Genomic DNA, 22604 nt, shown 5'->3' with positions numbered 1-22604 from the left:
TGCGTAAATCGTTTCAAAAAAAAATCCCGCCACAGAGGGCGGGAAAAATCCAGTGATACATGCTATTGGTTTCTCGTGATGCTGCCTAACAAGTTGGACACGTTTAATGGAGTAAAGATATCGTCCCCAACGGCAAATTCAGCCCGGATTTGCCAATTCAAGGCAAATAAAAAACCTTGATTTCTCAAGGTTTTGTCGGTAAGCGGGTGATGGGAATCGAACCCACGCCACCAGCTTGGGAAGCTGGAGTTCTGCCATTGAACTACACCCGCAGGCGGGTTAGAATTGCAAGCTGCCGCTTGCTTTTCCAATAATCTTTATCTAGTATATAGCGTTTGAATGCTCTTGTCCAGTGCCTCCCAAGAATTGAAAGCGTTAGTGCCCGTTCAAGTATGGGATGACATGGTCCTGTATCCTCTTTATGGCTTGCTTCACGGCTCTTTGAACCACTAAATTGGTTTTATGCGCCGCGTAATCCTTTTGCTCATACTGCACTCGGATCTCTGCGTTTCCTGAGTTGATTACACCGTAAACGACGGCTACGACTTTCCCCTCAGCCTTTGCTACCTGTTGATTCCCTTCCCAGGCATGCACCTTCATGCTGCATTGATAGCCTTGCTCATCATCCTGATGTACACGGATTTCTCCCGCGGGTTCGGCTGCCGTCCACATTCTCATATCCAATGTTGTACGCTCCTAACGACTCTTCATCTTCTGATTTTCTTATCTTCGTTAAATCCATTATAGGCTCGTGGCGGTAAAAACAAAACTGCGGTTTCCAAAGAAAAAACAGCTACCCCTAAAGGATAGCTGCAGTTTACAGAACATCAATTCAGCTCGCCGGCATGAGTCAGCGGATAGTAACGGAACAGCGCCTTACCGATGATTTGACTTTTGTCAACGAACGGGGTCGGCCATAGATGGGAATCCAGGCTGTCGTTCCGGTTGTCCCCAAGGAACAAATATTTGCCCTCCGGCACAGTTACCGGACCGAAGGTATAATTCATCTTCTCCTTGACGTACGGCTCGTCCACCTGCTGACCGTTGCGGATCAGTACGCCGTTCTTGACCTCGATCGTATCCCCCGGCAGGCCGATCAGCCGCTTGATGAAGCGCACGTTCTCCTGCCCCGGCAGCGGCGGATAGAACACGACGATGTCTCCGAATTGGAACGGTGTCCAATGGACCAGCTTTTCCACGAGCACCTTATCGTTAAGCTGGATGGTCGGCAGCATGGACCCGGAAGGGATGGTCATCCCTTGCGCAATGTAAGTATTCACCGAGAAGCTTATAATGACGGCGATCGCGAGGGACGGCACCCACTCTTTCACCCAACGTTTAATCGGAATCATGAAATCACCTCTTCGCTGTTTTACTAAGTATACCTGATAGGGACAACCGATAAATTAAAACAACCTTAAAAATCGATAATCGCCCAAAAGGCAGCTGATTTTGAATGTTCAATAGCAAAAAAATCCATGTTTTTGGGTTTCCATGTCCATGGGATTGCCGGGGAGCGCGCGTTATGCTTAATGATGACAACGAATCCAACCCGCCATGGAAAGGTCTGAGCGTGATTATGAAGCTTTCGACTCGAATCTACTTGGATGCCGCCCTGCAAAATATTAAAAACGTCAGCTTCTTTACCTTCTTGCAGGTTCTGATCGCGCGCCTCGGCGCGAGCGACTTTGAAATCTCGATCTCCAACTCGCTTCCGCCGCTGTTCTGCGCACTGTCGTTAGCGTTTCTGACGCGGCAGCTACCGGTGACCAGAGGCGTTTTTCTCGTGAGCGGCTATATCCGCCAATTCGCCTTTTTGTCCATGGCCTTGTGCGTCCTGCTGCCCCATCCGATCCCTTATCTGCTCTTTTTCTGGTCAATCAACGCCGTTGCCGTGATGATCACCGGGGCTCAGCAGCCGGCGATCATGCGTCAATGGGTGGAACCGTCCGAATTCCCGCGCATCTTCAGCAATAACAAAATGATCGGTATCGCCATTACTACGATCGGCGGCTTCGCCATCGGACAGTACCTGGATGCGTTCCAATGGATGTTCCCGAAGAACTACGTTATCTCCATGCTCGTCGGCTGCGCGGCCACCTTCGCCGGGATGGCACTCATTGCCGAATTGGCGTCGAAGGAGAAGCAGCCGATCCGATTGAAATGGGTCGTTCCGTTCAAGGAATGCGACCGCAAGACCTGGTGGATGGGCCTCAACAACATCGGCATCGCCATGACCGCGCCTCTGTTCATCATTTATCACGTAAAGGTGCTCGACCTCAGCAATACGCAAATCGCTTATTTTGTCGTCATCACCGGTATCGTCTCGACGCTACTGCTTCCGCTGGCGCGGCGGGCGATGGAGCGGTTCGGCCTTATGAAGGTATACGGAACGGCCGTGATCGGGATGGCCCTCGCGGTCCTGCCGTACGGCTGGATTCACGCTTATTGGCTGCTGCTGCTGATCCAAGGGTGGCTTGGCGTTTGCCTGTCCATCCATGAGGTCGCTTCGCAAACGATCATGATGAACGAGGTCCCGAGGCACAAGAAAGAATTAGCTTACTTCTCCGACTTCCAGCTCGTCATGAATGCCGGCAACGGGATCGGGGCGCTCCTGACCGGACTGCTCACCGCCCTCCTCCCGCTCTGGGGATGCTTTATCGTCATCGCCGCGGCCCGGCTGCTGTTCTACTTCTCTTACCGCACGGCAAAAGAGGCCGCAGCCGATGCCGCTTCACACTCATCCCGCAGCTCAGCGGCGGAACGCCGGCTTCATACTTGATGCGGTTTCGTCACCGGAATTCTATAAGCCGATTCCTAACAAAAGGGGTATAAATTATGATTGTTTGCCCATCATGCGGTGAATACATTGTTCTACCGGTGCCAGCGGCGTGGGTAAAACCACGGTAGTTTCGTAATTAAGAACGTACTTGCCGGAGTTCGAGATTTTTGAAACCGATGTAATTTGGGATAATGACTGGCACACACAGCGAAGTAATTTGTTGCATATCGCTTACAGTATTGCTCAAAATAACCGAAAGACCATTCTTTGTGGAACCATGATGCCCCAAGATGTGGAAAAATGCGAACATTTCGGATTTTTCAGCCAAGTGCATAATGCTATTCTTCATTGCGATGATGAAACCAGAGAAATTCGCTTACGTTCGCGTCCTGCTTGGCGAAAAAGCAGTTCAGAATCATTTATAGAAGAACATAAAAAATTTGCACATTGGCTTTTAGAAAATGCGGATACCGCTTTTTCCCCGCCTGCACCTGTCATTGACACAACTTACGATTCCCCAAATGAGGTTGCCAGAAAAATTACCGACTGGGTACAAAGTTGTTAAACTGCTTTAAGGGACTATTTCAGTTCTCTCGGATCGCCGCTGGGTCTACTCGCAAAACAAAAAACGTCCGAAGCGGTCCTATGACCGGATTCAGACGTTGCTTGAGTTCAGGCGGGCATTCGTTCCAGCAGCTTCATAAATTCTTGGGCCGGAATCGGTTTGCTATAGATGTAGCCCTGGATTTCCTTGCACCGGATGTCCAGCAGAAAAGCAAGCTGCTCCTCCGTCTCTACGCCTTCGGCAATGACATTTAGCTTCAGGCTGTGCGCCATGGCCATAATGGCTTGGACAATGGCGGCATCGTCGGGGTCTACCGTGATGTCCCGAACGAACTGCTGCGCGATTTTGAGCTTATGTATAGGGAAACGTTTCAAATAGGTTAACGAAGAATAGCCGGTGCCGAAATCGTCCATCGAAATTTGAACGCCGAGATTGCGCAGCGTTTGCAGCTTATGAATGACCTGATCGACATGGTACATGGCGATCCCTTCCGTAATTTCAAGCTCCAGATACTCGGGCGCCAGGCCGCTTTCATCCAGCGCATCCAGCACAACGTTCACGAACTCGCTGCGATGAAACTGAATCGGCGAAATGTTGACGGCCATCTTGAGCGGCGGATGGCCCGCATCCTGCCAAGCTTTGTTCTGCTTGCATGCGGTTCGGAGCACCCATTCGCCGATCGGAATAATAAGCCCGGTCTCTTCCGCAAGCGGAATGAACTCCCCGGGCGGTATCAAGCCGAGCCGCGGATGATTCCAGCGGAGCAGCGCCTCCATGCCGTTCATGCGGTTCGTAAAGATATCGACCTGCGGCTGGTAATAGAGCACGAATTCTTCATATTCCAGCGCCTTGTTTAGCCATTCCTCCATCACAAGCTTCTGGATGACGGTCTCGTTCATCTCGGCCAGGTAGAACCGGTAGCTGTTTTTTCCCGCTTCCTTGGCCCGATACATCGCCGTGTCCGCATTCTTCATCAAAGTAATCGCATCTTCACCGTCGTCAGGATACATGGCGATCCCTATGCTGCAGCCGACGCGCAGCTCATGACCCTCAATAGCGAACGGCTGGTTGAGCAGATGGATCATCTTCTGCGCTACCTTCTCCGCGTCCTCCGCGTGATCGATATTCTCGATGAGCACGGTAAACTCATCCCCGCCTTGACGCGATACCCGGTCTCCCGAACGCAGGCCGTACTTCAGCCGTTCCGCCGCTTCGATCAGCAGCTGGTCCCCGAACGCGTGGCCGAACGTATCGTTCACGTTCTTAAACCGGTCCAGGTCGATGAACACTACGGCCAGCTTACGGCCGGAGCCCTTGGAGCCGGCAATTCGCTTCGTGAGCGACTCCTGGTACATTTGACGGTTGGGCAGCCCTGTCAGCATATCGTGAAAGGCCAAGAACGTGAGCTGCTTCTCCGTAAATTCACGTTGCCGGATATCGGTTATCACGAAATATAGCAAAGGAGCCGTAATCAATATCAGACTGATGAACTCAACCTGAACGTCCTGCCAATGGATTTTCCCCCCGCGGAAATAAGTCACCGGAATATAACTGGCATCCAGCAGGAAGATCAGCAAAAGAATGGCCAAGAGCAACCGATAAATCCGAATCGACGCTCGTTTGATCGCTGCGTTTAAAATCGGTACGACGGCCACCACCGTGCATATGGCTTCGACATAGTCGATCAAACCGTTCTGAAGTCCGATAACATTGCGCAGCGTTAAAGTGAAGATCTGAACTGTGACCATGATCAGCCATAGGCGCAGCAAAGAGGAATGCTGAAATAACGTATACCGGCGGTTCGCTTGAAGCTGCGCCCATGATCGGATAGGATGTTGCCCGTTAACCATGTTGATCCTCATCTTCCTCTTGAAGGGTTTGAATATATTTTAATAGGATCCCTGGCAAAGGACAAGTAAAAATTAGGTTATCAGACCTACATGAATAGGAAACTTGTATTATTTTTTTGACATCAACCGCTCAAAATCATCAAAAAATTTTGAGCTCTTTGTCATAAACCGTCTCATCGTCGTTGCTGTCCATCACCCGGATTTCCAGCTCCCATTTGCCCGGATAAGGCAGATAGGAGCCCTTGGCCTTATAGGTGTACTTCTTCATGCCGTAGGATTCGTCAAAATCTTGGTCCACGAACGGACTTAACGGCACCTCGATCGGCGCGATCCCGGCGTCTCCCTCCTGCTGGAGCTTCATGAGGACCTGCTTCGGTTTTCCGAGCGGCTCGGGCAGCCACACCTTCACCGTGAATTCATTCACCCCCGGCGCATTCGGGCTGATTTGGGCGGTCATATGAATTTTCTCGCCCATCACATGCCAGTTCAGCGGCTGATTCGCGGGCAGCGGCGTCAAATAAGTAAATACGCCTACAATCCCGGCGATCAGCAGCATAAGCCCCGTATCGATGCCCAGCAGCACACCGGCGGAAGCCTCTCGTCTTTTCTTGAAGGCGTAACGGAGACATGCAGCCGTCACCGCAACGGCGGCAACGAGCCCGGTCTTAACGAGAAGCAGCTTGCCCCAAAGCGTCTCCACCACATAACGGATATCGGGCAGGAACAGCACGGCCGACAGCACGCCGGATGCAATCAGCAGAACGATGCTGAGCAGGGCCGCGGTGGAGAAAGAGGGATATAAGCGGATAGCCTGTTCCCGTTCCCGCCTCCAGAGCACCCCAAGCATCAGCAGGCCGCCGACCCAAACGGAGGAAGCGAACAAGTGCAGCCAGTCCAGCAGCAATGTTTCCGTAACGGGCGTGAACGCAGCCGCATGGCCAAGAAAACCTTTATCCAGCCAAACGGCAGCCACCCACGCATAATCGAGCCAAGCGGACCGTTGCAGCAGGACAAAGGACAGCAAGGCCAGCACGAGTCCTCCGAGCCAGGCGTAACCGGATGCCGTCCGGGTGAACAGCGTAATCACCGCATCCCTTCCCCCGTCCCCGATCATATCGATCAAATGAACGCCCATGAAGACAATGTATACGATCAAATAGGCTTGCTGGAGACGTTCCCTCCATAGCGCAAGCATGGCCTTCGGCCCGTCATGGGTCTTCGAGGCGAACCACCGGGACCAGAGCAGCCAACCTGTAAAAGCCAGCATCGAGATGTAAAATGCAATCCGCGAAGCGAACTGGACGACATCCTTCAGTCCGAAACGCTGGAACGGATCATTATGCATATGAAGATGGTCCATGCCGGGATCTGCGGCTGCACCCGGCGGCCGGGTCAGACTCTCCCCTACGGCGAACAAATAGGTGCCCTCCACCGGATGGCCGTCCGCAGAGATAATATGATAAGTAACGACGTAGGTTCCCTTATCCAGCTTAGGCAGCTTTAAGCTGAGCCCCATGTGGGCGTCGTTCATGACGGCCGGCTGATTCGTTACCTGTTTCCGGGCCTTATCGAAGACGCGAATCCAGTACAGGCCGTCTTCCAGCCGTTCGTTAAACGTAAGCGCGATTTGCTCCGGCGCCCCCGCCAGCTCCGCGTCCGCAGCAGGCTGCGCCTCCACCAGACTGGCATGCGCCAAAGCGTGCCGGCTTCCGTCCGCCAGCTGGACGGTCAGCAGCAGCGCGACAAGCATGGCAATCAGGCCGAGCCGCGCAAACCGTATGCTCTGCCATCTTTTTGTCAACACAGTTTGTCCCCCCCCCAATAAAAATCTTCCAGTTCAAAGACCCATGAAGAGCCGGCCAGGCGGCTGCGGCAATCGGATCATGTTAAGAACTTCTCTCTCTTCTCGCCGAAACAAGGCTTCCAGCCTGTAAATAAGCGCCTGCCGCACTTGGTAAATTATGCCGGAGCAGGTTCCTATGGACGAGGCTATGACTAATGTAGCATACCGCGGGAGGTCACACCAAATCTGTTTTTGTCCGTTCCTTTACGAATCTATGAACCCCCTGTGTCGAAAAAAATAAGAGATTGACAGAGCGCTCGAAGATGCGGTAAATTCATCTTATCGCTTTTTAAAAATAACTATATATTGTGTGATAACTCACATAATGCCACGATATCTTGTGGATCTTCATTTCGGCGCCATCCGGGCCGATAAAGAAAACAGGAAGCTGCGAACAGCCGGAGGCCGGTGTGGAATGCTTTCCATACCGCCTGAAGGAAGGCTGCCGCATGCCTATTTTACATAGGATACCGAAGGTACGAAGGAGAGAGAAGCTGCCCATGATTATCGTCAAAAGAGACGGCACAAAGGAAGAACTCGTCTTTTCCAAAATGAAAAAGGTCATCGACTTCGCCTGCGAGGCTTATCCGGAATGCGACCCGCTCGAGCTGGAGACGGCGCTGCTGCCGCTGTTCCGCAACGGCATCTCCACCAAGGAGATCCAGCGTCTTCTGATTCAGGTGGCGGTGGAGAAAACCAGCGTCGAGGAGCCTAACTGGCAGTACGTCGCAGCCAAGCTGCTTACATATGATCTGTACAAGGAAGCGCGCCTCAACCGCAAATACGGCCACTTCGGCTATGGCGATCTTTACTCGCTTATTACTTATTTAACGGATATCGGACTTTACGGCAAATATATTACCGAGCATTACACGAAGGAAGAAATTCAGGAGCTCGGCAGCTACATCAAGCCGGAACGCGATTACCTGCTTAATTATATCGGGCTGAAGACGCTCGCGGACCGTTATTTGATCAAGGGCCTCGACAAGGAAGTGCTCGAGCTGCCGCAAGAGCTGTTCATGGGCGTGGCCATGCACCTGGCGATGAAGGAAACCGACAAGCTCTACTGGGCCAGAAGATTCTACGATGTGCTTAGCAGCCTCGAGATGACCGTGGCCACACCGACGCTGGCGAACGCCCGCAAGCCGCTGCACCAGCTGTCAAGCTGCTTCATCGATACCGTACCGGACAACCTGTGGGGCATTTACAACGTCGACCAGAGCTTCGCGCAAGTATCCAAGCACGGCGGCGGCATGGGCATCTATGTCGGCAAAGTGCGCAGCCGCGGATCCAACATCCGCGGATTCAAAGGCGTAGCCGGCGGCGTCGTGCCTTGGATCAAGAACTACAACAATACCGCGATCGCCGTCGACCAGCTCGGCGTCCGTTCCGGGGCCGTCGCGGTCTATCTCGACGTGTGGCATAAAGATATCCTCGACTTCCTGAACCTGAAGACGAACAACGGCGACGACCGCATGAAGGCGCATGACATTTTCCCCGGCGTCTGCATTCCGGATCAATTCATGCGGACGGTGGAGGAACGCGGCACCTGGTACCTGTTCGATCCGCACGAGGTGCGCAAAACCAAAGGCTATTCGCTCGAGGACTCCTACGGCGAAGAATGGGAACGGCGCTATGAGGAATGCGTGAATGACGAACGCCTATCCAAGGAAGAGATTCCGGCGATCGACATCATGAAGCGCATTCTGACCAGCTCGTTCGAGACCGGCACGCCGTTCCTGTTCTTCCGCGATACGGTGAACCGTGCGAATCCGAACAAGCATAAGGGCATGATTTATTGCTCCAACCTGTGCACGGAAATTTGCCAGAATATGAGCCCTACCGAGCTCATCGAAACGACTCATGAGGACGGCATCATTACGTACCAGCAGAAGAGCGGCGACTTCGTTGTCTGCAACCTGTCCTCGACCAACCTGGGCCGTGTTTATACGCGCGAGGACATCGAACGTGTCGTCACGACGCAAATGCGCATGATGGACAACGTGATCGATTTGAACTACTATCCGATCCCGCAAGCGGAGATCACGAACAAGAAATACCGTGCGGTCGGTCTTGGCTCCAGCGGCTACCACCAAATGCTTGCGCAGCTGAAGATCCAGTGGGAATCCGACGAGCACGTGGCGAAGGCCGACGAAGTTTACGAGTGGATGAACTACTATGCCATCAAAGCTTCCATGGAAATCGCCAAGGAAAAAGGAGCCTATCCTGCCTTCGAAGGCAGCGAATGGCAAACCGGCGCCTACTTCGAGGACCGCAGCTACACCTCGCCGGAGTGGCTGGAGCTGAAGGCCGAAGTGGCCAAGCATGGCGTTCGCAACGGCTGGATGTTCGCCATCGCGCCTACGGCTTCCACATCGCTCATCGCAGGCTCCACGGCAGGCATCGACCCGATCTTCAACAAGTTCTTCGTTGAAGAGAAGAAGAACGCGGTCATTCCGCAAACCGCGCCGAACCTGAACGGCGAAACGATGTGGTTCTACAAGGAAGCGCACCGGATCGACCAGCATTGGAGCATCAAGGCTGCGGGCGCCCGTCAGCGCCATATCGACCAGTCGCAGTCGTTTAACCTGTACATCACCCCGGAGCTGACGGCCAAGGAGTTCCTCGAGCTGTACATGTCCGCCTGGAAGCACGGGCTGAAGACCGTTTACTATGTGCGCAATAAGAGCCTCGAGGTAGAGGATTGCGTGAGCTGTTCGGCCTAGGGGGGGCAACCCCCTAAATCCCCCTTTATAAGGGGGACCCCAAGAGGCCCCGGCCCCCTGGACCCCCGGAAAGGAAGAGCCGTGCTCGGAGGGGGGCTGGCGTAGGGGAAGGATTACGTTGGCTGAATGGGGCGCTTACGTCCGGGAAGCCCTTATTTGCCGATCGAGCGAATGAGGGCTTCCCGGACACGCTTTACGGCGAATATGGTGGTTGTTGGTCGGCAGATCGCTTTGCTGCTGCCTCCAACACATGGAGAGATTGCGTTAGAGGCGGGAAGGGCGCTTCGCTGCTTCCCTCTCTCGCCGCTTAGTGGAAGCTGCATAATGCTTCAAACGAAACCAAACTAAGTAACAAACTTACCATAGGCAGCCCACAGGCTGCTGATGGAAACGGAAAGCGGGTAAACAATCATGGAATTGCAAAAGAAAAAGCTATTTAACGAGAACGGTGACCGGGATTGGGGCAAGCGCCGCATGATCGGCGGCAATACGACCAACCTGATCGAGCTCAACAACGTGAAATACGACTGGGCGACGAAGATGTACCGGACGATGATGAACAACTTCTGGATTCCCGAGGAAATTCCGCTCGCTCAGGATGCGAAGGATTACAAGTTTTTATCGCCCGAGGAGCGCCAGAGCTACGATAAAATCATTTCCTTCCTGATCTTCCTGGACTCGCTGCAAACGGCGAATCTGCCGAACATCAACGAGTACATTACCGCGCCGGAAGTGAATTTGTGCCTCACGGTGCAAACGTTCCAGGAAGCGGTTCACAGCCAAAGCTACTCCTACATCCTGGACAGCGTATGCTCGGCGGATGTGCGGGATCAAATTTACAATCAATGGCGTGAGGACAAGCACCTGCTGCGCCGTAACCGGTTCATTACCGACCTCTATGAGCGCTTCATCGAGGAGCCGTCCACAGATAACCTGATCCGTACGATTATGGCCAACTATATTCTCGAGGGCATTTACTTCTACAGCGGCTTCAGCTTCTTCTATGCGCTGGGACGTCAGGGTAAAATGCTCGGCACTGTGTCCGAGATCAAATATATTCAGCGCGACGAGCTCACGCACCTTGCGCTGTTCCAGAACATTTTCCGGGAAATCCGCAAGGAAAATCCGGAGATCTTTACGGACGAGCTGGTGGAGGATCTGCGCACCATGATGCGCACGGCCGTAGGCCATGAGATCGAATGGGGCCAATACATTACCAACAACAATATTCACGGACTGAGCAACGACGTGATCGACTTGTACATTAAGTACTTGTCCAACGAGCGGCTCCGGAAGCTCGGTCTCGAGGTGCTGTATCCCGAGGTCGTCGACCATCCGATGAAGTGGGTGGAAAGCTTCAGCAACATGAACTCGATGAAGACGGACTTCTTCGAGCAAAAAGTAACCAACTACAGCAAATCGTCCAACTTGAACTGGGACGATCTGTAATCCGCAGCCGTAAATAAGGGACCCGGTAAAGCAGCCATAGCGGCGCTTACCGGGTCCCTTATTTTGCTGATGCTCCCTGTTGGCTTACTCTTAATCAAGAAAATCAAAAGCACTATGCGCTGCAGCACATGACTGATTGATCAAAAGATCCCTTCTAAAACAACAAGGTAGTCCCGGTGAACAGGAATTTCAGCCAACAGAGGAATTTATACTCGGGGCCTCGTCATCTCCTAATCCAGCCACATAATTATAACCCTGTGAACCACAGTTCTGTTACTTTCACATTGGCTTCATCATTTTATGAATCATGTCTTAAGGCTTCAATTATTCCAGCTTGACAATATCTTCTCACGCTGACGAACCAATACGTACTACTCTTTGATCGGAACATGCTGCTTTTTTACTTTTTGCAAACAATTTTTATCTTACCGTAAGTAATTTTAAGTCCCACCATTGAATCTTTTGATCAAAATTAGATTTATAAGCATTGATTGAGTTTTGATCCAACAAAATACCTGCAATATTATCCCGATATATAATTTTATAAAATTTATAAACTACCTTTTGTAAATTTTGGTATTATGGTAAAATGTAATATTGAATTTACTTACTTAAAAACAAATAGAATTGGATGTGTAATTTTATGTCTGACTACACCAGTACTATACAAGACAATGAATATGATTTTAAATTAATTCTTGAAGAATTAGATAAAAACGATGCACTCGCAAATTTAGAAAAAGTGTTTGCTCTTTACTTATCTAATCAAAATGTTGATTATGGAACTTTAATGGGGCAGATCCAAGCTCTTTTGGGGAATTTGGGCGCCCAGATTATGACATATATAATCCAACCTGAAAACATTGAACAAATCCCTGATAAGAAATTTAAACATGTATTAGTTAGACTCAACAATATTAAAAATTTATACGGATCATTATTACGCGAACTTCAGCTTTCCGTAACCTTTCCTTTTCTACTAAAATCTTTTATTATGTCAGGTGAAGAAAATCGGCCGGTAATAAACCTCATACTTAAGAGAAATGATGGAGAAAAATTTGCATTGCAATTAGATTTCAATGCCTTAATGAACTTTTCTATTCAAACTTTTGATAGACTTAATGCCTTCATTCTTAATGAAGATTTCAAAATAAATTTTGAAGAAAATCAAATCACTCCTTTATTATCTACTATTGCAAAATTCGTTGAAACTGTGCAAAGAAAAACCATTAGAAAAGAAGAATAAATATATGTCATCCATTTATTTTGATATTCTAAAAATTCTTCTTGGCGCTGTTATTTCAATAATTACAACCTTTGTTTTATTAAAAGCGGAAAACCAAAAACAAATAATTACTAGAAGGCATGAATACGCTTTAAAAGAATTAGGGGAAAAATTATTTTCACCTTTATTGACAGAATTATCGACATATAATAACAAAATAAAGCTTGGAAGAACTTACACATTGAACATAACCTTGATTAGCGATTGCATTTCTAAGTATCAATATTTATTATTTTTTACATCTGATAGCGTCAAAAAAACAATAATTGATATTAACGAATTCTGCTACTCTACATCCGAGATTAGTGGTGATAACATTACTACTCAAGATGCACTTATCATTAATAAACTTGAGGAATTAAAAGATAAACTAACGGACGAATATTCCAAATATCGGATGTGAAAACTAATGTCAACCGACGGCGATAATAAATCACCTGCTCAACTAACCGAGGAAATTTTAGGGTTAATTGAACAGTTTGACCATAATATGATGACAAAAGCGCTCGCTCATTCACACCAAATAATAACTGAAACAGAACGGCTAGCTCGCGAATCCGGCAAAAGTGATGAAATAAAGTGGGAATTTGAATACGTAAAAAGCAATTTTGATGAAATGGAGCAACTTTTTAAAGCTAAAGCATATGATAAAATTACGGATAGAATTACTTTTATAAATGTGTATAATAAAATAACAGTACAAAATAAATCTAAGGATTAGGGAGGTCAATGATGAGCAAAGTAGTCGTCAACGTTACTACAGGCCTGTATTATGACATTGACCTCCCTAAGATACTTGAAAATATTTCATACATAAACTGTCAGAAAACAAAATTTGGACATATTATTGATTTTAAGGATTTTGTGTTTATCATCGGTGAAAAAGGTGAAACTAAACTTGGCATCGAATACAACAATACTATTGAACTATCAAATAAAATGAAAATTGCTTTCGAAAAAATAAAGCCATTCATTCAGCATATAGAAAGTACTTATTCTGATAACCCCTTAGATAAATTAACATTTTCCTGGTCGAATGAAGCGATTCCATCTAAAGATATTGAGTATTTTTCTCAAAACAATTATAAAGATGAAATTAATGAAAATGAATATGGTGGGTTTTATTCAAGGGTATATAGGGTTTCTACCATTTAAAAGACTACCTTAATAGGTGGTTTTTTAATTTTTAATAAAATCGCTACCAGCTAGAAGGCAGTGGGACGATCATAATTATGATGAAATAGTTGGGGGTACTTCCACAGGAATAGCGGCATGCTAAGTCTTAGTAAATTGACTCGGTCCATAAAGTGCACGCCATAGATTCGCATGTAATGAACGGCGCTCGAGACGTTCGTATAGTGCGCGTCTTGACCAATACGGCACCGATCTCACCCACCGAGACAGAAAAAGGCTTCTTAACATCTAAATTCTTTATAGCGTGAAAATAAAAGAAGCATCGAGTTAAATCAAGCTCGATGCTTCTTTATTGATAGTTAAGAATGTTCAACAACATACAGATCAAGCGTTGGAGAGCAAACATTTTATAAAATCGATTTATGATGTCTATCGTGATATTTCCACTACCGGATTCAATTTCGAGATGCATCCCGTTTAGTTACAGAAAGATCGGATAGCTTCTAATGGGAATATCCTACGGTCACTCAACGTACCGTTATCCTTGTAGGGCTATTTCACAGAATACCTTAGAAATCCGTTTCTCTGCCTTCTTGTCCAAGAGCCTGGCAGATTTGCTCGAGCTCGCCGGCAAGCCGATTCAAGCCTTCCGCAGATCCGGAGATCGACTCCATGGCGGAGAGCTGCGCCTCCGAGGATAACAGCACCTGCTGGGCTCCGTCCGCACTGCTGCCCGCGATAACGGCCATTTCCGCCAGCGAGGCGCTTACTTTCTGCGTCCCCGCCGACATTTCCTGTGCCGCTCCCGAAATCCCGTGAATTTGCTTATTTACCTGCCGGGCATCCGCAACGATCCGTTCAAAGACGCCTCCGGTCTCCATTACGGCATAGTGCCCGGCCGAGACGTCGTCCGACGCCCCATGCATCCGCCGAACCGTTTCGGTCGCGGCCTGTTGAATTTCCACGATCAGCGCCGAGATCTGGGCGGCCGAGCCTTCCGTCTGCTCCGCCAGCTTGCGCACCTCGCTTGCGACGATGGCGAATCCGGCTCCATGCTCCCCGGCGCGGGCCGCTTCAATCGCCGCATTCAGCGCCAATAAGTTCGTCTGGGAGGCAACGCCCGAGATCAGCGTCGCAATCTCGCCGATCGACTGCGACCGCCGCTCAAGCTGCTCCAATGCTTCGGCAACGCTCGCGGAAGAGCGGTTCAAGGCACTGAGCCGATCGACGGCCTGCAGAACCGTCCGGCTTCCCTCCTCCGCCGCTTGAAGCATGCCTTCCGCCGCCTGCGATACGACCGATGCCGATTCCGCGATTTGCTGCACGCGGACGCTTATTTCTTCCATCGCCCGGGCGCTCTCCCGACTGTTGCTTGCCTGCTCCTCCGCTCCCGCAGCCGTTTGTCCGATAGCCTGCGTCATTTGACGATTCGCTTCCAGCGTATGCTCGGCATTCACATTCAACTGGCGAACGTAGTCGACCAGACTGCCGGAGCTTGACGTCAATTGACCAAGCGTCGTCCGGAGCAGCTGCTGCTTCTGTTTTTTGTCCGATTCCAGTCGGCTAACGAACTGCCGCTTCTTCGCAATTTGCCATACCGTCGTTCCCGCCGTTAACAGCAGGAACAGCGCATGCATCGGAACCGCCACGAGGAGGCCGGCCTGAGCGGCGTCCGCGGCGCTCGGTCCTGCCAGGACCGCGTAGACATAATGCAGGGCAAATACCCCGGTGATGGTCCAGATGAGTCCGACGCTTTCATAAAATGCCATCAAGGCGATCACCATAAAGCTGGAGAAATACAGCTCCGTCCGGCCTCCGGAGCCTTCGATGATCGCAATGCTGGACAAAGACATTGATAGTGCCAGGGCCAGCGGCACAAACCGCTGTATATCTCTCCAATATAGGAAGCAAGCCGCCGCAAACAACGCCAGCGGAGACGCCAGAATGAGGTTAAGAGCAAGCCCGTAAGAAGTTAGCGAGGCATGTGCGGCGGAGCCGCCGATCGAAAGCCAGCGGAACAGCGTATGAACCAGCAGCCCCAGCATAAAGGTGCCGAAGGCGATCGGCAGCGTTTGCCGATTTTTCAGCTTCAACATCGAAGGATCCATCGTTATCATCAAGGTACACATCCTATTCCGCATTGTGCCTTCCATTGTAAAAGCTTTCAAGTCCTTCGGCTGTGATTAAACTCACATCGGGAGCAGGTCCCGCCGGCTAAGAGAAAGCCTAGGCAGCCTGCCCCAGGAGGAAGGCGAAGCAAGCACCCCGCGAGAGCATTATGTTCAAACTAAGAAAAACGGCACCGTCTCCGGCGCCGTTTCTGCCTTACAATGCTAACAATTCCTTCACTTTCAGTTCCAGCTCCACCATCGAGAACGGCTTATGCATATATCCGTCCGCACCCAGCTGCAGTCCTCGGTTAATATCCTCATCGCGGCTTCTGCCCGACAGAATGAGCACCCGGGTCCCCGCCGGACGGTTCCCCTGCTCCTTCATCCGCTCGAGCACCCCGTACCCGTCAAGCTTCGGCATGACGCCGTCGAGAATACAAAGATCAATCGATTGCGAGAGCAGCGCCAGGTAGGCTTCCTCGCCGTCGACCGCTTCGATGAAATCGATCGGCAGATGCTTCAGCTTCGCGATCAGAATCGACCGAAGAATGCGGTCGTCGTCCGCGATGACCGCCCTTTTGCGAACAACGGCCGGCGGCGTCTGCTCGCCTTTCTCCTCCCCGGCGGAGGCTTGGTAGAGCACGACCTTATTCCGTCCCGTCTGCTTCGCCTCATACATGGCATGATCGGACCGACGGATCCACTCCTCGACGGGCATCCCGGGCCTCCACTCCGATACGCCGGCCGAGAACGTAATATAAATCGATTGCCCCTCGTTCTGTGCGATCGGCCCCGTGTGCGTCTGTTGCAAAATGGCTTCCAGCATCCTCTTGGCATCGGCTTCGGACGAGCCGGGGAGCACGATCACGAATTCCTCCCCGCCGAAGCGTGCGAGCAGATCCGTGGATCTCAAATGATTTTGCAGCAGATGGGCCAAACCCTGCAGCACCAGATCGCCGATATGATGTCCGTACGTATCGTTTATCGATTTGAACCGGTCGATATCGATGAAAACAAGCGAGATCGGCGCAGGGAATCGGCGCATCCGCTGCAGCTCGACCTGTACCTGATGGTCGAAAAAGCGGCGGTTATACACCCCCGTCAGCGGATCGCGGAAAGCCAGCTGCTCGAAGGTCCGGGTTCTTTTCAGCAGACTGTAAATACGGGCATGCAGCTCTTCATATTGGAAGGGCTTCGTCACATAGTCGTCCGCCCCAAGATAGAAGCACCGCACCTTATCCCCCACATCCTCGCGCCCGGACAGCACGATCAGCGGCGTCCACTTCAGGGTCGGGTCCTCCTTAAGGTACTCGAACAGCTCATAGCCGCTCTCCGGATGCATCATGAGGTCGAGTGTGACCAGCTGGTAGGTCCGCTCCCGGAGCAGCTTCTCCGCCGAGGGCACGTCCGCCGCCTCGTCGACCTCATAGCCGTCCAGCTTGAGCCGCCGGACCAGGTACGAGCGAAGCACCTCGTCGTCGTCAATGACAAGCAGCCGTTCCCCGGCCGATGCAAACAGCGTCCGCTGCAGCTGGTTCTGATGCTCGTCCAGCTCCATTTCGCGGGCATACACAGCCGTCTCCAGCTCGAGCTGCTCCAGCAAGGGCTGAGAATAATAAACCGCCGCTTTGTAGTGCTGCTCCAAGCTCACCCCTTCGGGCAAGCCGGGAATTTCGTCCGCGGCCCACTCCCAGAGATACACGAGCTTCTCGGCGATCAGACCGATTCGGACGAACCCGAACATCGGAGCGCTCCCTTTCAAGGAGTGTACCGTACGAAACAGCGGCGTAGCAAAGGCCGCTTCCGGATCCTGATCCGACAAAGCGCTCCATTGTCTGAGCTGATGAAGCTGCTTTTTCAACTCCCAGATATATCGTTTTTTCCCCTCCATCAGCAGCTTCGTCTCTCTGTCATTCCGGTCCTCCGCATTGTTGTGCCGCAAGCCGTTCACATCCAGTCTGTTATAATGATCGTATGTATTATGCGCCGCTTCGGTGGATCAACGCCTCTACGGTGTCGACCAGCTGAAGAGGGCTGAACGGCTTCACGATATATTGAGTCACGCCGGCCGCTTTGGCCCGTTCCCGGTCTTTCTCCAGCGCCTTGGCCGTAAGCAGAATCACCGGCGCCTGCCGGTTGGGATTCTCGTTCGTACGCAGCCATTCGCAGACTTCAACGCCCGTCCGTTCCGGCATCATGTAATCCAAAATGATCAGGTCGTACGATTCGGCCTGCAAATACCCGAGCGCCTCCTTTCCGTCCTCGGCTTCCGTAATCTCGTATCCTTCATCGGCCAGCGTTTCCGTCAATAAGAACCGCAGCGCCGCCTCGTCATCCGCCAACAATATTTTGTAATTCGCCATCGCCATCTCTCCTTGGAGCCTGTCATTTTTCGATATTATACCTTATTTGTCGGCACAACTGGTGAGAAACTTCACCCTTCCGGTTGTTCCATATAAGTCAAAAGTATCATTTGTAAGCCACAAGAACCATGTTATGATCATATTGGTAGTAGATTTTATTAAAAATTGACCGTATTTAAGTATAAGGACCTATCGAAGGGGTGCGATTCACTATGCAGCACGTTGATGCGCTAGAGAAGGGCGATTGGCGGGCAAGACGCTAGTCTAAGGCTTCACTGAAGCTTGTACCGTCTCCGCCATGAGCCTTCGGAGATGCGCGGGAATCCCCGCGAGCCGTTCCATACGTAAACCCAGCCCTCACGTTCCTCGTTGCCGGCATCCCGAATCCATACCCGCTCATAATCGTTGTTCGGCGCTCCGGGACCGTAATACTCTTCCAGCCGGTCCGTCTCCGCCAGCCCTTCGTCACGCAGAATAAGCCATTCGCCCAGTACCAAGCGTTCCTCACGCCCTGACAAGACCAAGCCGGGATAAGCTCCCGCATCGTACAAGGCCCCGCGAACCGTCCCCGGACGAACCGACAGGACGTAAGGCTCCACGACGCTGAAGTTCGCTTCGCCTGTCAGCAGCGTTCCATATACAAATAATGCAATCAATGCTTTCCCTCCCCGATCGAAAGATCGATCATTACTTGAAGAAGGCTGCTCCTATCTTAACATAGCCTGTTTATTCCTTGGTTGGGAGCAAGGCCCTATCTTTCCTCCGCCCAACCGCTTTCAGCGGTCACGAATAGCATATTACATCAGGGGAATGCCGGAAAGGAGGAATGCGCCCATGCTGTCTCCCGAGGATGCGAACAAGATCATCCGCTTCCTGTCCGCCGCTTATTTGTGCGTGGATTCCGAAGAGGCGCGCAGCGAATTTCACAGGCTCGCCAACCTGCTGCGCAAGGCGTCCGGCCAGCCGGAAGAATAACCCGGCTCCGTCCGCAAAAAATCGAATAGGCGCGAGGGTTAAGGCCGCAGGCAATGCCGCGGTCTTTTTGGCGCTGCATGTTAAGCGGCAGCAAGGGCTTCTTCCCCTGCCGGTTCTCCTCCGATACTCGAGATATTCACCTATAACGCTATCATGACATAAGGTGTACTGAAGCTGATGCAGCATAAAAAATATTTTGCATATCAGTTTACTCGGAATTATAATATAAATAACAAACAAACGAAATCATATGGAGTGATCTTACAGATGGAACTCGGTATCGTATTGATGGGAGCCCTCGTCGGACTTCTTGTCGGCCTTACCGGCGTAGGCGGCGCCTCGCTGCTGACGCCTTTGCTGCTGCTTCTCGGCATCCCGGCCACAGTGGCTGTGGGCACGGACTTATTTTATAATTCCATTACCAAATTGTTCGGCAGCATTCAGCATATCCGGCAGCGGACACTGGACTGGATGCTCGTACTGTACCTTGCGGCGGGGAGTATTCCGGGTGCGGTGCTTGCCATTTCGCTTCTTAAATTCTACCCGCCCCTGCATGATTATCAGGAACAGGTCATTAAACACGCGCTCGGCATCGTACTGATTTTCGTCGCGCTGGTCAGTCTAGCGAAGGTATGGTTCGTCCGCTTCGATAACGGCCGGATTCAGAACAAGCCGCTATCGCAGAAGCGTCTGCTCACGATCTCGATCGGACTCGTGCTCGGCTTCATCGTCGGCCTGACATCCATCGGTTCGGGTTCGCTCTTCGCCCTGGCCATGATGCTGTTCTACCGCCTGTCGGCCGCCCAGCTCGTCGGCACCGACATCGTTCACGCGTTCCTGCTCGTCACCGCAGCCAGCCTGATGCATGCCGGCTTCGGCCATATCAACTATATGCTCGCTTTGAATTTGCTTATCGGCTCGGTTCCCGGCGTTCTGATCGGCAGCCGCCTTACCGCGAAGCTGCCACCCAAGCCGCTGCGTACCGTGATGGCCACCATCATCTTCATCAGCGGCCTGAAGCTGATTTAAAGGTCCGCCAGGCTGCGGAACCGGACGCCCTGCTCCTCCAGCCGCCGCCGGATATAAGCGGCCATGGCGCAAGCCTCGGGGCCGTCGCCGTGCACGCACAGCGTATCCGCGCGGCCGCTCTCCACGAGGCTCAGCGCTTGTGCCGCCGCCGCTTCCGGGTCGTGCAGCACGGCTCCCGGCTCCGTCCGCGGCGTCAGCGAGCCGTCCGGCCGGTAGGTCCGGTCGGCGAACCCCTCTTCCGCGGCGGACAAGCCAATGGCGTGTGCTGCGCAGATGAGCTCGCTGCCGGCCAGCCCGAACAGCGTCAGCCGCGGATCGAGGCGGTACACCGCCCGCGCGATCGCATCGGCGAGCGGACGGTTCGCCGCAGCCATATTGTACAGCGCGCCGTGAGGCTTCACATGCTGCAGCCTGCCGCCCTCGGCACGGACGAAGCCTTCCAGAGCACCGACCTGGTACACGGTAAGCTCATACGCCTCCTCCGGCGTAAGAGGAATTGCGCGCCGGCCGAAGCCCTCAAGATCCTGAAGCCCGGGGTGGGCGCCGATGGCGACGCCTTTTTCCAAGCACAGCTTCACCGTTCTTCGCATCGTCGCCTGATCTCCGGCATGGAAGCCGCAGGCGATATTTGCCGAGGTCACCCACTCCAGCAGCACCTCGTCCTGCCCGAGCCGGTAAACCCCGAAGCTTTCCCCCAGATCTCCGTTCAAATCGACCGTTCTTTCGTGCATCTTAAGCCCCACCTTTATGTAAAAGCATTCCCATTACTTATGTATTCCCATAGAAAAAAGCCAAAAGCGTCCACTTCTGGCTCCTTTCAGGAACTGCTTATCTCCTTCCCGTGGACGCCGCTTCCTGCTGACGGATGACCAATCCCCGGGTTTTGACTATGATTTTGCGGATGCTGTCCTCCGACAGATGAAACTGCCGGATCAGCTCAGGGACCGTCGATCCGTTCTCGTACAAACGAAATATTTCGTGATTCCGCCGCTGGATCGATTGGCGGGTGCCGTTGTTCTCGCCCCATCCGGCTCTCGTCTGGTCCTTCTTAGGTATATAAATGATCTCGCCTTGGATGTAATCCTGCAGCTGCTTCAAAAGCTCTTGCGGTAAAATGTCCTTCCCGTTTTTGTAGCCCATTCGATGAAAGCCTCCTTTCGCGCTTTGTCTCTTGCCTCAGCAGCCAGAGCCTCGAAAGTCGTAAGCATTTTCATCTCTACACCTCCCGGTAAGGAATCGGGGCATCAGAAAAAATAAAAAAACACGATCTGCCGTATCGTGCCTGAATGCCTCTCAATATATGTCATATCCGATCAATGACGGTTCAGGTGACGGTGAGGTGAAAATGCTTATTCGGTTGTTCGAAACCCTGTTCCTCTTCCAATCATCATTGTGCCTTTGTTCATCTTGCGACACTCCTTTCACCTGAAATGTATTGATCTTTCGATCATTTTTCCATTATAACCCAAACGCCGCTGAATTGTCCATCGTTCATTTTCGGCGGAGGGGATGATGCGGCTTAACGGTACTCTGCAAGCGTTCCAACCCAGGATAACCGGCTACGCCATCCTTGTCTTACAAGGTTCAGCGCGTTTATCAAGGTAGATGCGAAGCTGTAAGTTGCGAAGACTTATTTAATGTTATCAACGAATCAATGAGGGGCCCGAAGGCCCCCGTTCCTTAGCATCTTCGCTTACGCGAAGACCACCTCAGTTGTTGTAATCATTGCTCACGATCACTCCTTTCCCCCGAGTGTCAGCCGGCCGGCTACAAATACTATTAACGCATACAAGGGGCCGGGAGGGCAAGGTGGCAAAATCATTATAACGATTTTATCCTTGCTCGTACGGCTGCCTCCAGCTGCCGGAAAGCAAGCTCCCGGTGCAGGAACAGCGCCTGCGCTTCCGCAAGCGGGATTTCCCGGAAGCGGAGCGTCCCGCCGAGACGGACCTGCGTGACGAGCGGCAGATCGACGGCGGCGATGTGCGCGATGCGCGGATAGCCGCCCGTCGTCTGGGCATCGGCAAGGAGCGCGATAGGCCGTCCTTCCGGCGGAACCTGGACGGTGCCGGGCGTGACGGCCTCGGAGATCATTTCGAGCGGCGAGGCCAGGACGAGCCGCTCTCCGTCCAGCCGGCAGCCCATGCGGTCCGACTGGGGGGTGACGCGGTAGGCCGCGAGGCCGAACGCTTCGAGGCTGGCGGCCTCGAAGCGTTCGGCCTCGCGGCCGCGCACGACGCGCACCGCCGGATGCTCCGCATACGGCGGGAGCGCACTGGCCGCGAGCGCCCAGGGCGCGGGCGCAAGCGGCGCCGACGCGCACGCGAGCACGGCGGGCACGGCGATGCCGCCCGCCACGGCGAGGCAGGCGCGCAGCCCCCGCCTCGCGCCGCCGATGCGCAGCGTCGTGCCGCTGCGCACCCAGACGGGACGCCGGCCGGGCAGCGGCGTCCCGTCCTCGGCGTGCGCGTCCATCTCCGCGCCGCAGAGGG

Annotated in this window: 20 protein-coding genes, 1 tRNA gene and 1 pseudogene; 10 read left to right on the top strand and 12 right to left on the bottom strand. The window is 52.3% G+C overall.

Features of this window, described 5'->3' with window-relative positions; all coding sequences use genetic code 11:
• Positions 1-201 precede the first annotated feature (201 nt).
• The 3 genes from O9H85_RS28890 to lepB all read right to left on the bottom strand — a co-directional run bounded on the left by O9H85_RS28890 (position 202) and on the right by lepB (position 1352).
• A tRNA-Gly gene (locus tag O9H85_RS28890) sits at positions 202-272 on the bottom strand.
• 103 nt (positions 273-375) lie between these two features.
• Entirely contained in the window at positions 376-684 is a 309-nt protein-coding gene (locus O9H85_RS28885; protein WP_269884869.1) for a hypothetical protein, read from the bottom strand.
• A gap of 143 nt (positions 685-827) precedes the next feature.
• Entirely contained in the window at positions 828-1352 is a 525-nt protein-coding gene (lepB, locus tag O9H85_RS28880; RefSeq protein WP_269884868.1) for a signal peptidase I, read from the bottom strand.
• Between the two features lie 173 nt (positions 1353-1525).
• Here lepB and O9H85_RS28875 point away from each other — a divergent pair, with 173 nt between their 5' ends.
• Together O9H85_RS28875 and O9H85_RS28870 are read left to right on the top strand one after the other, a co-directional pair.
• On the top strand, positions 1526-2782 hold the full coding sequence (locus O9H85_RS28875; protein WP_269884867.1) for an MFS transporter: 1257 nt from the start codon (positions 1526-1528) through the stop codon (positions 2780-2782).
• 148 nt (positions 2783-2930) lie between these two features.
• The gene (locus O9H85_RS28870) at positions 2931-3347 is read left to right on the top strand and encodes a hypothetical protein (protein ID WP_269884866.1); all 417 of its coding nucleotides are present in this window, start codon (positions 2931-2933) and stop codon (positions 3345-3347) included.
• A 107-nt stretch (positions 3348-3454) separates the two neighbouring features.
• Here O9H85_RS28870 and O9H85_RS28865 read toward each other — a convergent pair whose 3' ends face one another.
• The gene (locus O9H85_RS28865; RefSeq protein WP_269884865.1) at positions 3455-5197 is read right to left on the bottom strand and encodes a putative bifunctional diguanylate cyclase/phosphodiesterase; all 1743 of its coding nucleotides are present in this window, start codon (positions 5195-5197) and stop codon (positions 3455-3457) included.
• A 139-nt stretch (positions 5198-5336) separates the two neighbouring features.
• On the bottom strand, positions 5337-7001 hold the full coding sequence (locus O9H85_RS28860) for a copper resistance CopC/CopD family protein (protein WP_409348219.1): 1665 nt from the start codon (positions 6999-7001) through the stop codon (positions 5337-5339).
• 539 nt (positions 7002-7540) lie between these two features.
• Between O9H85_RS28860 and O9H85_RS28855 the strand changes: the two genes are divergently transcribed.
• The 6 genes from O9H85_RS28855 (at position 7541) to O9H85_RS28830 (ending at position 13655) form a co-directional block, all read left to right on the top strand.
• Complete coding sequence (locus O9H85_RS28855; RefSeq protein WP_269884971.1) at positions 7541-9766, top strand: ribonucleoside-diphosphate reductase subunit alpha; 2226 nt, start codon at positions 7541-7543, stop codon at positions 9764-9766.
• Between the two features lie 411 nt (positions 9767-10177).
• Positions 10178-11215: a ribonucleotide-diphosphate reductase subunit beta gene (locus O9H85_RS28850; protein WP_269884863.1), complete on the top strand. Its 1038-nt coding sequence runs from the start codon at positions 10178-10180 to the stop codon at positions 11213-11215.
• 643 nt (positions 11216-11858) lie between these two features.
• Positions 11859-12461 carry a hypothetical protein gene (locus O9H85_RS28845; protein ID WP_269884862.1) on the top strand — a complete coding sequence of 201 codons (603 nt, stop codon included), beginning with the start codon at positions 11859-11861 and terminating at the stop codon, positions 12459-12461.
• A gap of 4 nt (positions 12462-12465) precedes the next feature.
• On the top strand, positions 12466-12903 hold the full coding sequence (locus O9H85_RS28840) for a hypothetical protein (protein ID WP_269884861.1): 438 nt from the start codon (positions 12466-12468) through the stop codon (positions 12901-12903).
• Positions 12904-12909: 6 nt separating this feature from the next.
• Positions 12910-13221, top strand: coding sequence for a hypothetical protein (locus O9H85_RS28835; RefSeq protein WP_269884860.1), 312 nt, complete (start codon positions 12910-12912; stop codon positions 13219-13221).
• An 11-nt stretch (positions 13222-13232) separates the two neighbouring features.
• Complete coding sequence (locus O9H85_RS28830) at positions 13233-13655, top strand: hypothetical protein (protein ID WP_269884859.1); 423 nt, start codon at positions 13233-13235, stop codon at positions 13653-13655.
• Positions 13656-14203: 548 nt separating this feature from the next.
• On the opposite strand, the gene O9H85_RS28825 is transcribed toward O9H85_RS28830, so the two are convergent.
• From O9H85_RS28825 to O9H85_RS28810, 4 genes are all read right to left on the bottom strand, one after another.
• Positions 14204-15751 (bottom strand): methyl-accepting chemotaxis protein, encoded by a 1548-nt coding sequence (locus O9H85_RS28825; protein ID WP_269884858.1) that lies wholly within the window; start codon positions 15749-15751, stop codon positions 14204-14206.
• Between the two features lie 208 nt (positions 15752-15959).
• Positions 15960-17687, bottom strand: coding sequence for a diguanylate cyclase (locus tag O9H85_RS28820; RefSeq protein ID WP_269884857.1), 1728 nt, complete (start codon positions 17685-17687; stop codon positions 15960-15962).
• Between the two features lie 37 nt (positions 17688-17724).
• Positions 17725-18108 carry a response regulator gene (locus O9H85_RS28815; RefSeq protein WP_269884856.1) on the bottom strand — a complete coding sequence of 128 codons (384 nt, stop codon included), beginning with the start codon at positions 18106-18108 and terminating at the stop codon, positions 17725-17727.
• Between the two features lie 272 nt (positions 18109-18380).
• Positions 18381-18764 carry a gamma-glutamylcyclotransferase family protein gene (locus O9H85_RS28810; protein WP_269884855.1) on the bottom strand — a complete coding sequence of 128 codons (384 nt, stop codon included), beginning with the start codon at positions 18762-18764 and terminating at the stop codon, positions 18381-18383.
• Positions 18765-18942: 178 nt separating this feature from the next.
• On the opposite strand from O9H85_RS28810, the gene O9H85_RS28805 reads away from it, so the two are divergent.
• Positions 18943-19083: an N-acetylmuramoyl-L-alanine amidase gene (locus O9H85_RS28805; RefSeq protein ID WP_269884854.1), complete on the top strand. Its 141-nt coding sequence runs from the start codon at positions 18943-18945 to the stop codon at positions 19081-19083.
• 267 nt (positions 19084-19350) lie between these two features.
• Positions 19351-20112, top strand: coding sequence for a sulfite exporter TauE/SafE family protein (locus tag O9H85_RS28800; protein ID WP_269884853.1), 762 nt, complete (start codon positions 19351-19353; stop codon positions 20110-20112).
• Here the strand turns inward: O9H85_RS28800 and O9H85_RS28795 are convergent.
• From O9H85_RS28795 to O9H85_RS28785, 3 genes and pseudogenes are all read right to left on the bottom strand, one after another.
• The gene (locus O9H85_RS28795) at positions 20109-20843 is read right to left on the bottom strand and encodes a LamB/YcsF family protein (RefSeq protein ID WP_269884852.1); all 735 of its coding nucleotides are present in this window, start codon (positions 20841-20843) and stop codon (positions 20109-20111) included. The genes O9H85_RS28800 and O9H85_RS28795 overlap by 4 nt on opposite strands.
• A 97-nt stretch (positions 20844-20940) precedes the next feature.
• Complete coding sequence (locus O9H85_RS28790; RefSeq protein WP_269884851.1) at positions 20941-21252, bottom strand: CD3324 family protein; 312 nt, start codon at positions 21250-21252, stop codon at positions 20941-20943.
• A gap of 681 nt (positions 21253-21933) precedes the next feature.
• Positions 21934-22604 (bottom strand): annotated as a pseudogene (locus O9H85_RS28785) (KipI antagonist); the annotation flags it as partial.

The sequence above is a fragment of the Paenibacillus gyeongsangnamensis genome (genome assembly GCF_027533625.1).
In the GTDB taxonomy this organism is placed as follows: domain Bacteria; phylum Bacillota; class Bacilli; order Paenibacillales; family NBRC-103111; genus Paenibacillus_G; species Paenibacillus_G gyeongsangnamensis.
The sequence above is the reverse complement of the archived record's forward strand: the minus strand, read 5'-3'. Positions and strand labels throughout refer to the sequence as shown.

Coding starts and splice junctions, on each gene's coding strand:
- O9H85_RS28830 (WP_269884859.1), top strand. CDS start 13,233: ATGAGCAAAGTAGTCGTCAACGTTACTACAGGCCTGTATTATGACATT.
- O9H85_RS28795 (WP_269884852.1), bottom strand. CDS start 20,843: ATGCACGAAAGAACGGTCGATTTGAACGGAGATCTGGGGGAAAGCTTC.
- O9H85_RS28815 (WP_269884856.1), bottom strand. CDS start 18,108: ATGGCGAATTACAAAATATTGTTGGCGGATGACGAGGCGGCGCTGCGG.
- O9H85_RS28835 (WP_269884860.1), top strand. CDS start 12,910: ATGTCAACCGACGGCGATAATAAATCACCTGCTCAACTAACCGAGGAA.
- O9H85_RS28850 (WP_269884863.1), top strand. CDS start 10,178: ATGGAATTGCAAAAGAAAAAGCTATTTAACGAGAACGGTGACCGGGAT.
- O9H85_RS28800 (WP_269884853.1), top strand. CDS start 19,351: ATGGAACTCGGTATCGTATTGATGGGAGCCCTCGTCGGACTTCTTGTC.
- O9H85_RS28845 (WP_269884862.1), top strand. CDS start 11,859: ATGTCTGACTACACCAGTACTATACAAGACAATGAATATGATTTTAAA.
- O9H85_RS28790 (WP_269884851.1), bottom strand. CDS start 21,252: ATGGGCTACAAAAACGGGAAGGACATTTTACCGCAAGAGCTTTTGAAG.
- O9H85_RS28855 (WP_269884971.1), top strand. CDS start 7,541: ATGATTATCGTCAAAAGAGACGGCACAAAGGAAGAACTCGTCTTTTCC.
- O9H85_RS28875 (WP_269884867.1), top strand. CDS start 1,526: ATGCTTAATGATGACAACGAATCCAACCCGCCATGGAAAGGTCTGAGC.
- O9H85_RS28825 (WP_269884858.1), bottom strand. CDS start 15,751: ATGATAACGATGGATCCTTCGATGTTGAAGCTGAAAAATCGGCAAACG.
- O9H85_RS28865 (WP_269884865.1), bottom strand. CDS start 5,197: ATGGTTAACGGGCAACATCCTATCCGATCATGGGCGCAGCTTCAAGCG.
- O9H85_RS28805 (WP_269884854.1), top strand. CDS start 18,943: ATGCTGTCTCCCGAGGATGCGAACAAGATCATCCGCTTCCTGTCCGCC.
- lepB (WP_269884868.1), bottom strand. CDS start 1,352: ATGATTCCGATTAAACGTTGGGTGAAAGAGTGGGTGCCGTCCCTCGCG.
- O9H85_RS28840 (WP_269884861.1), top strand. CDS start 12,466: ATGTCATCCATTTATTTTGATATTCTAAAAATTCTTCTTGGCGCTGTT.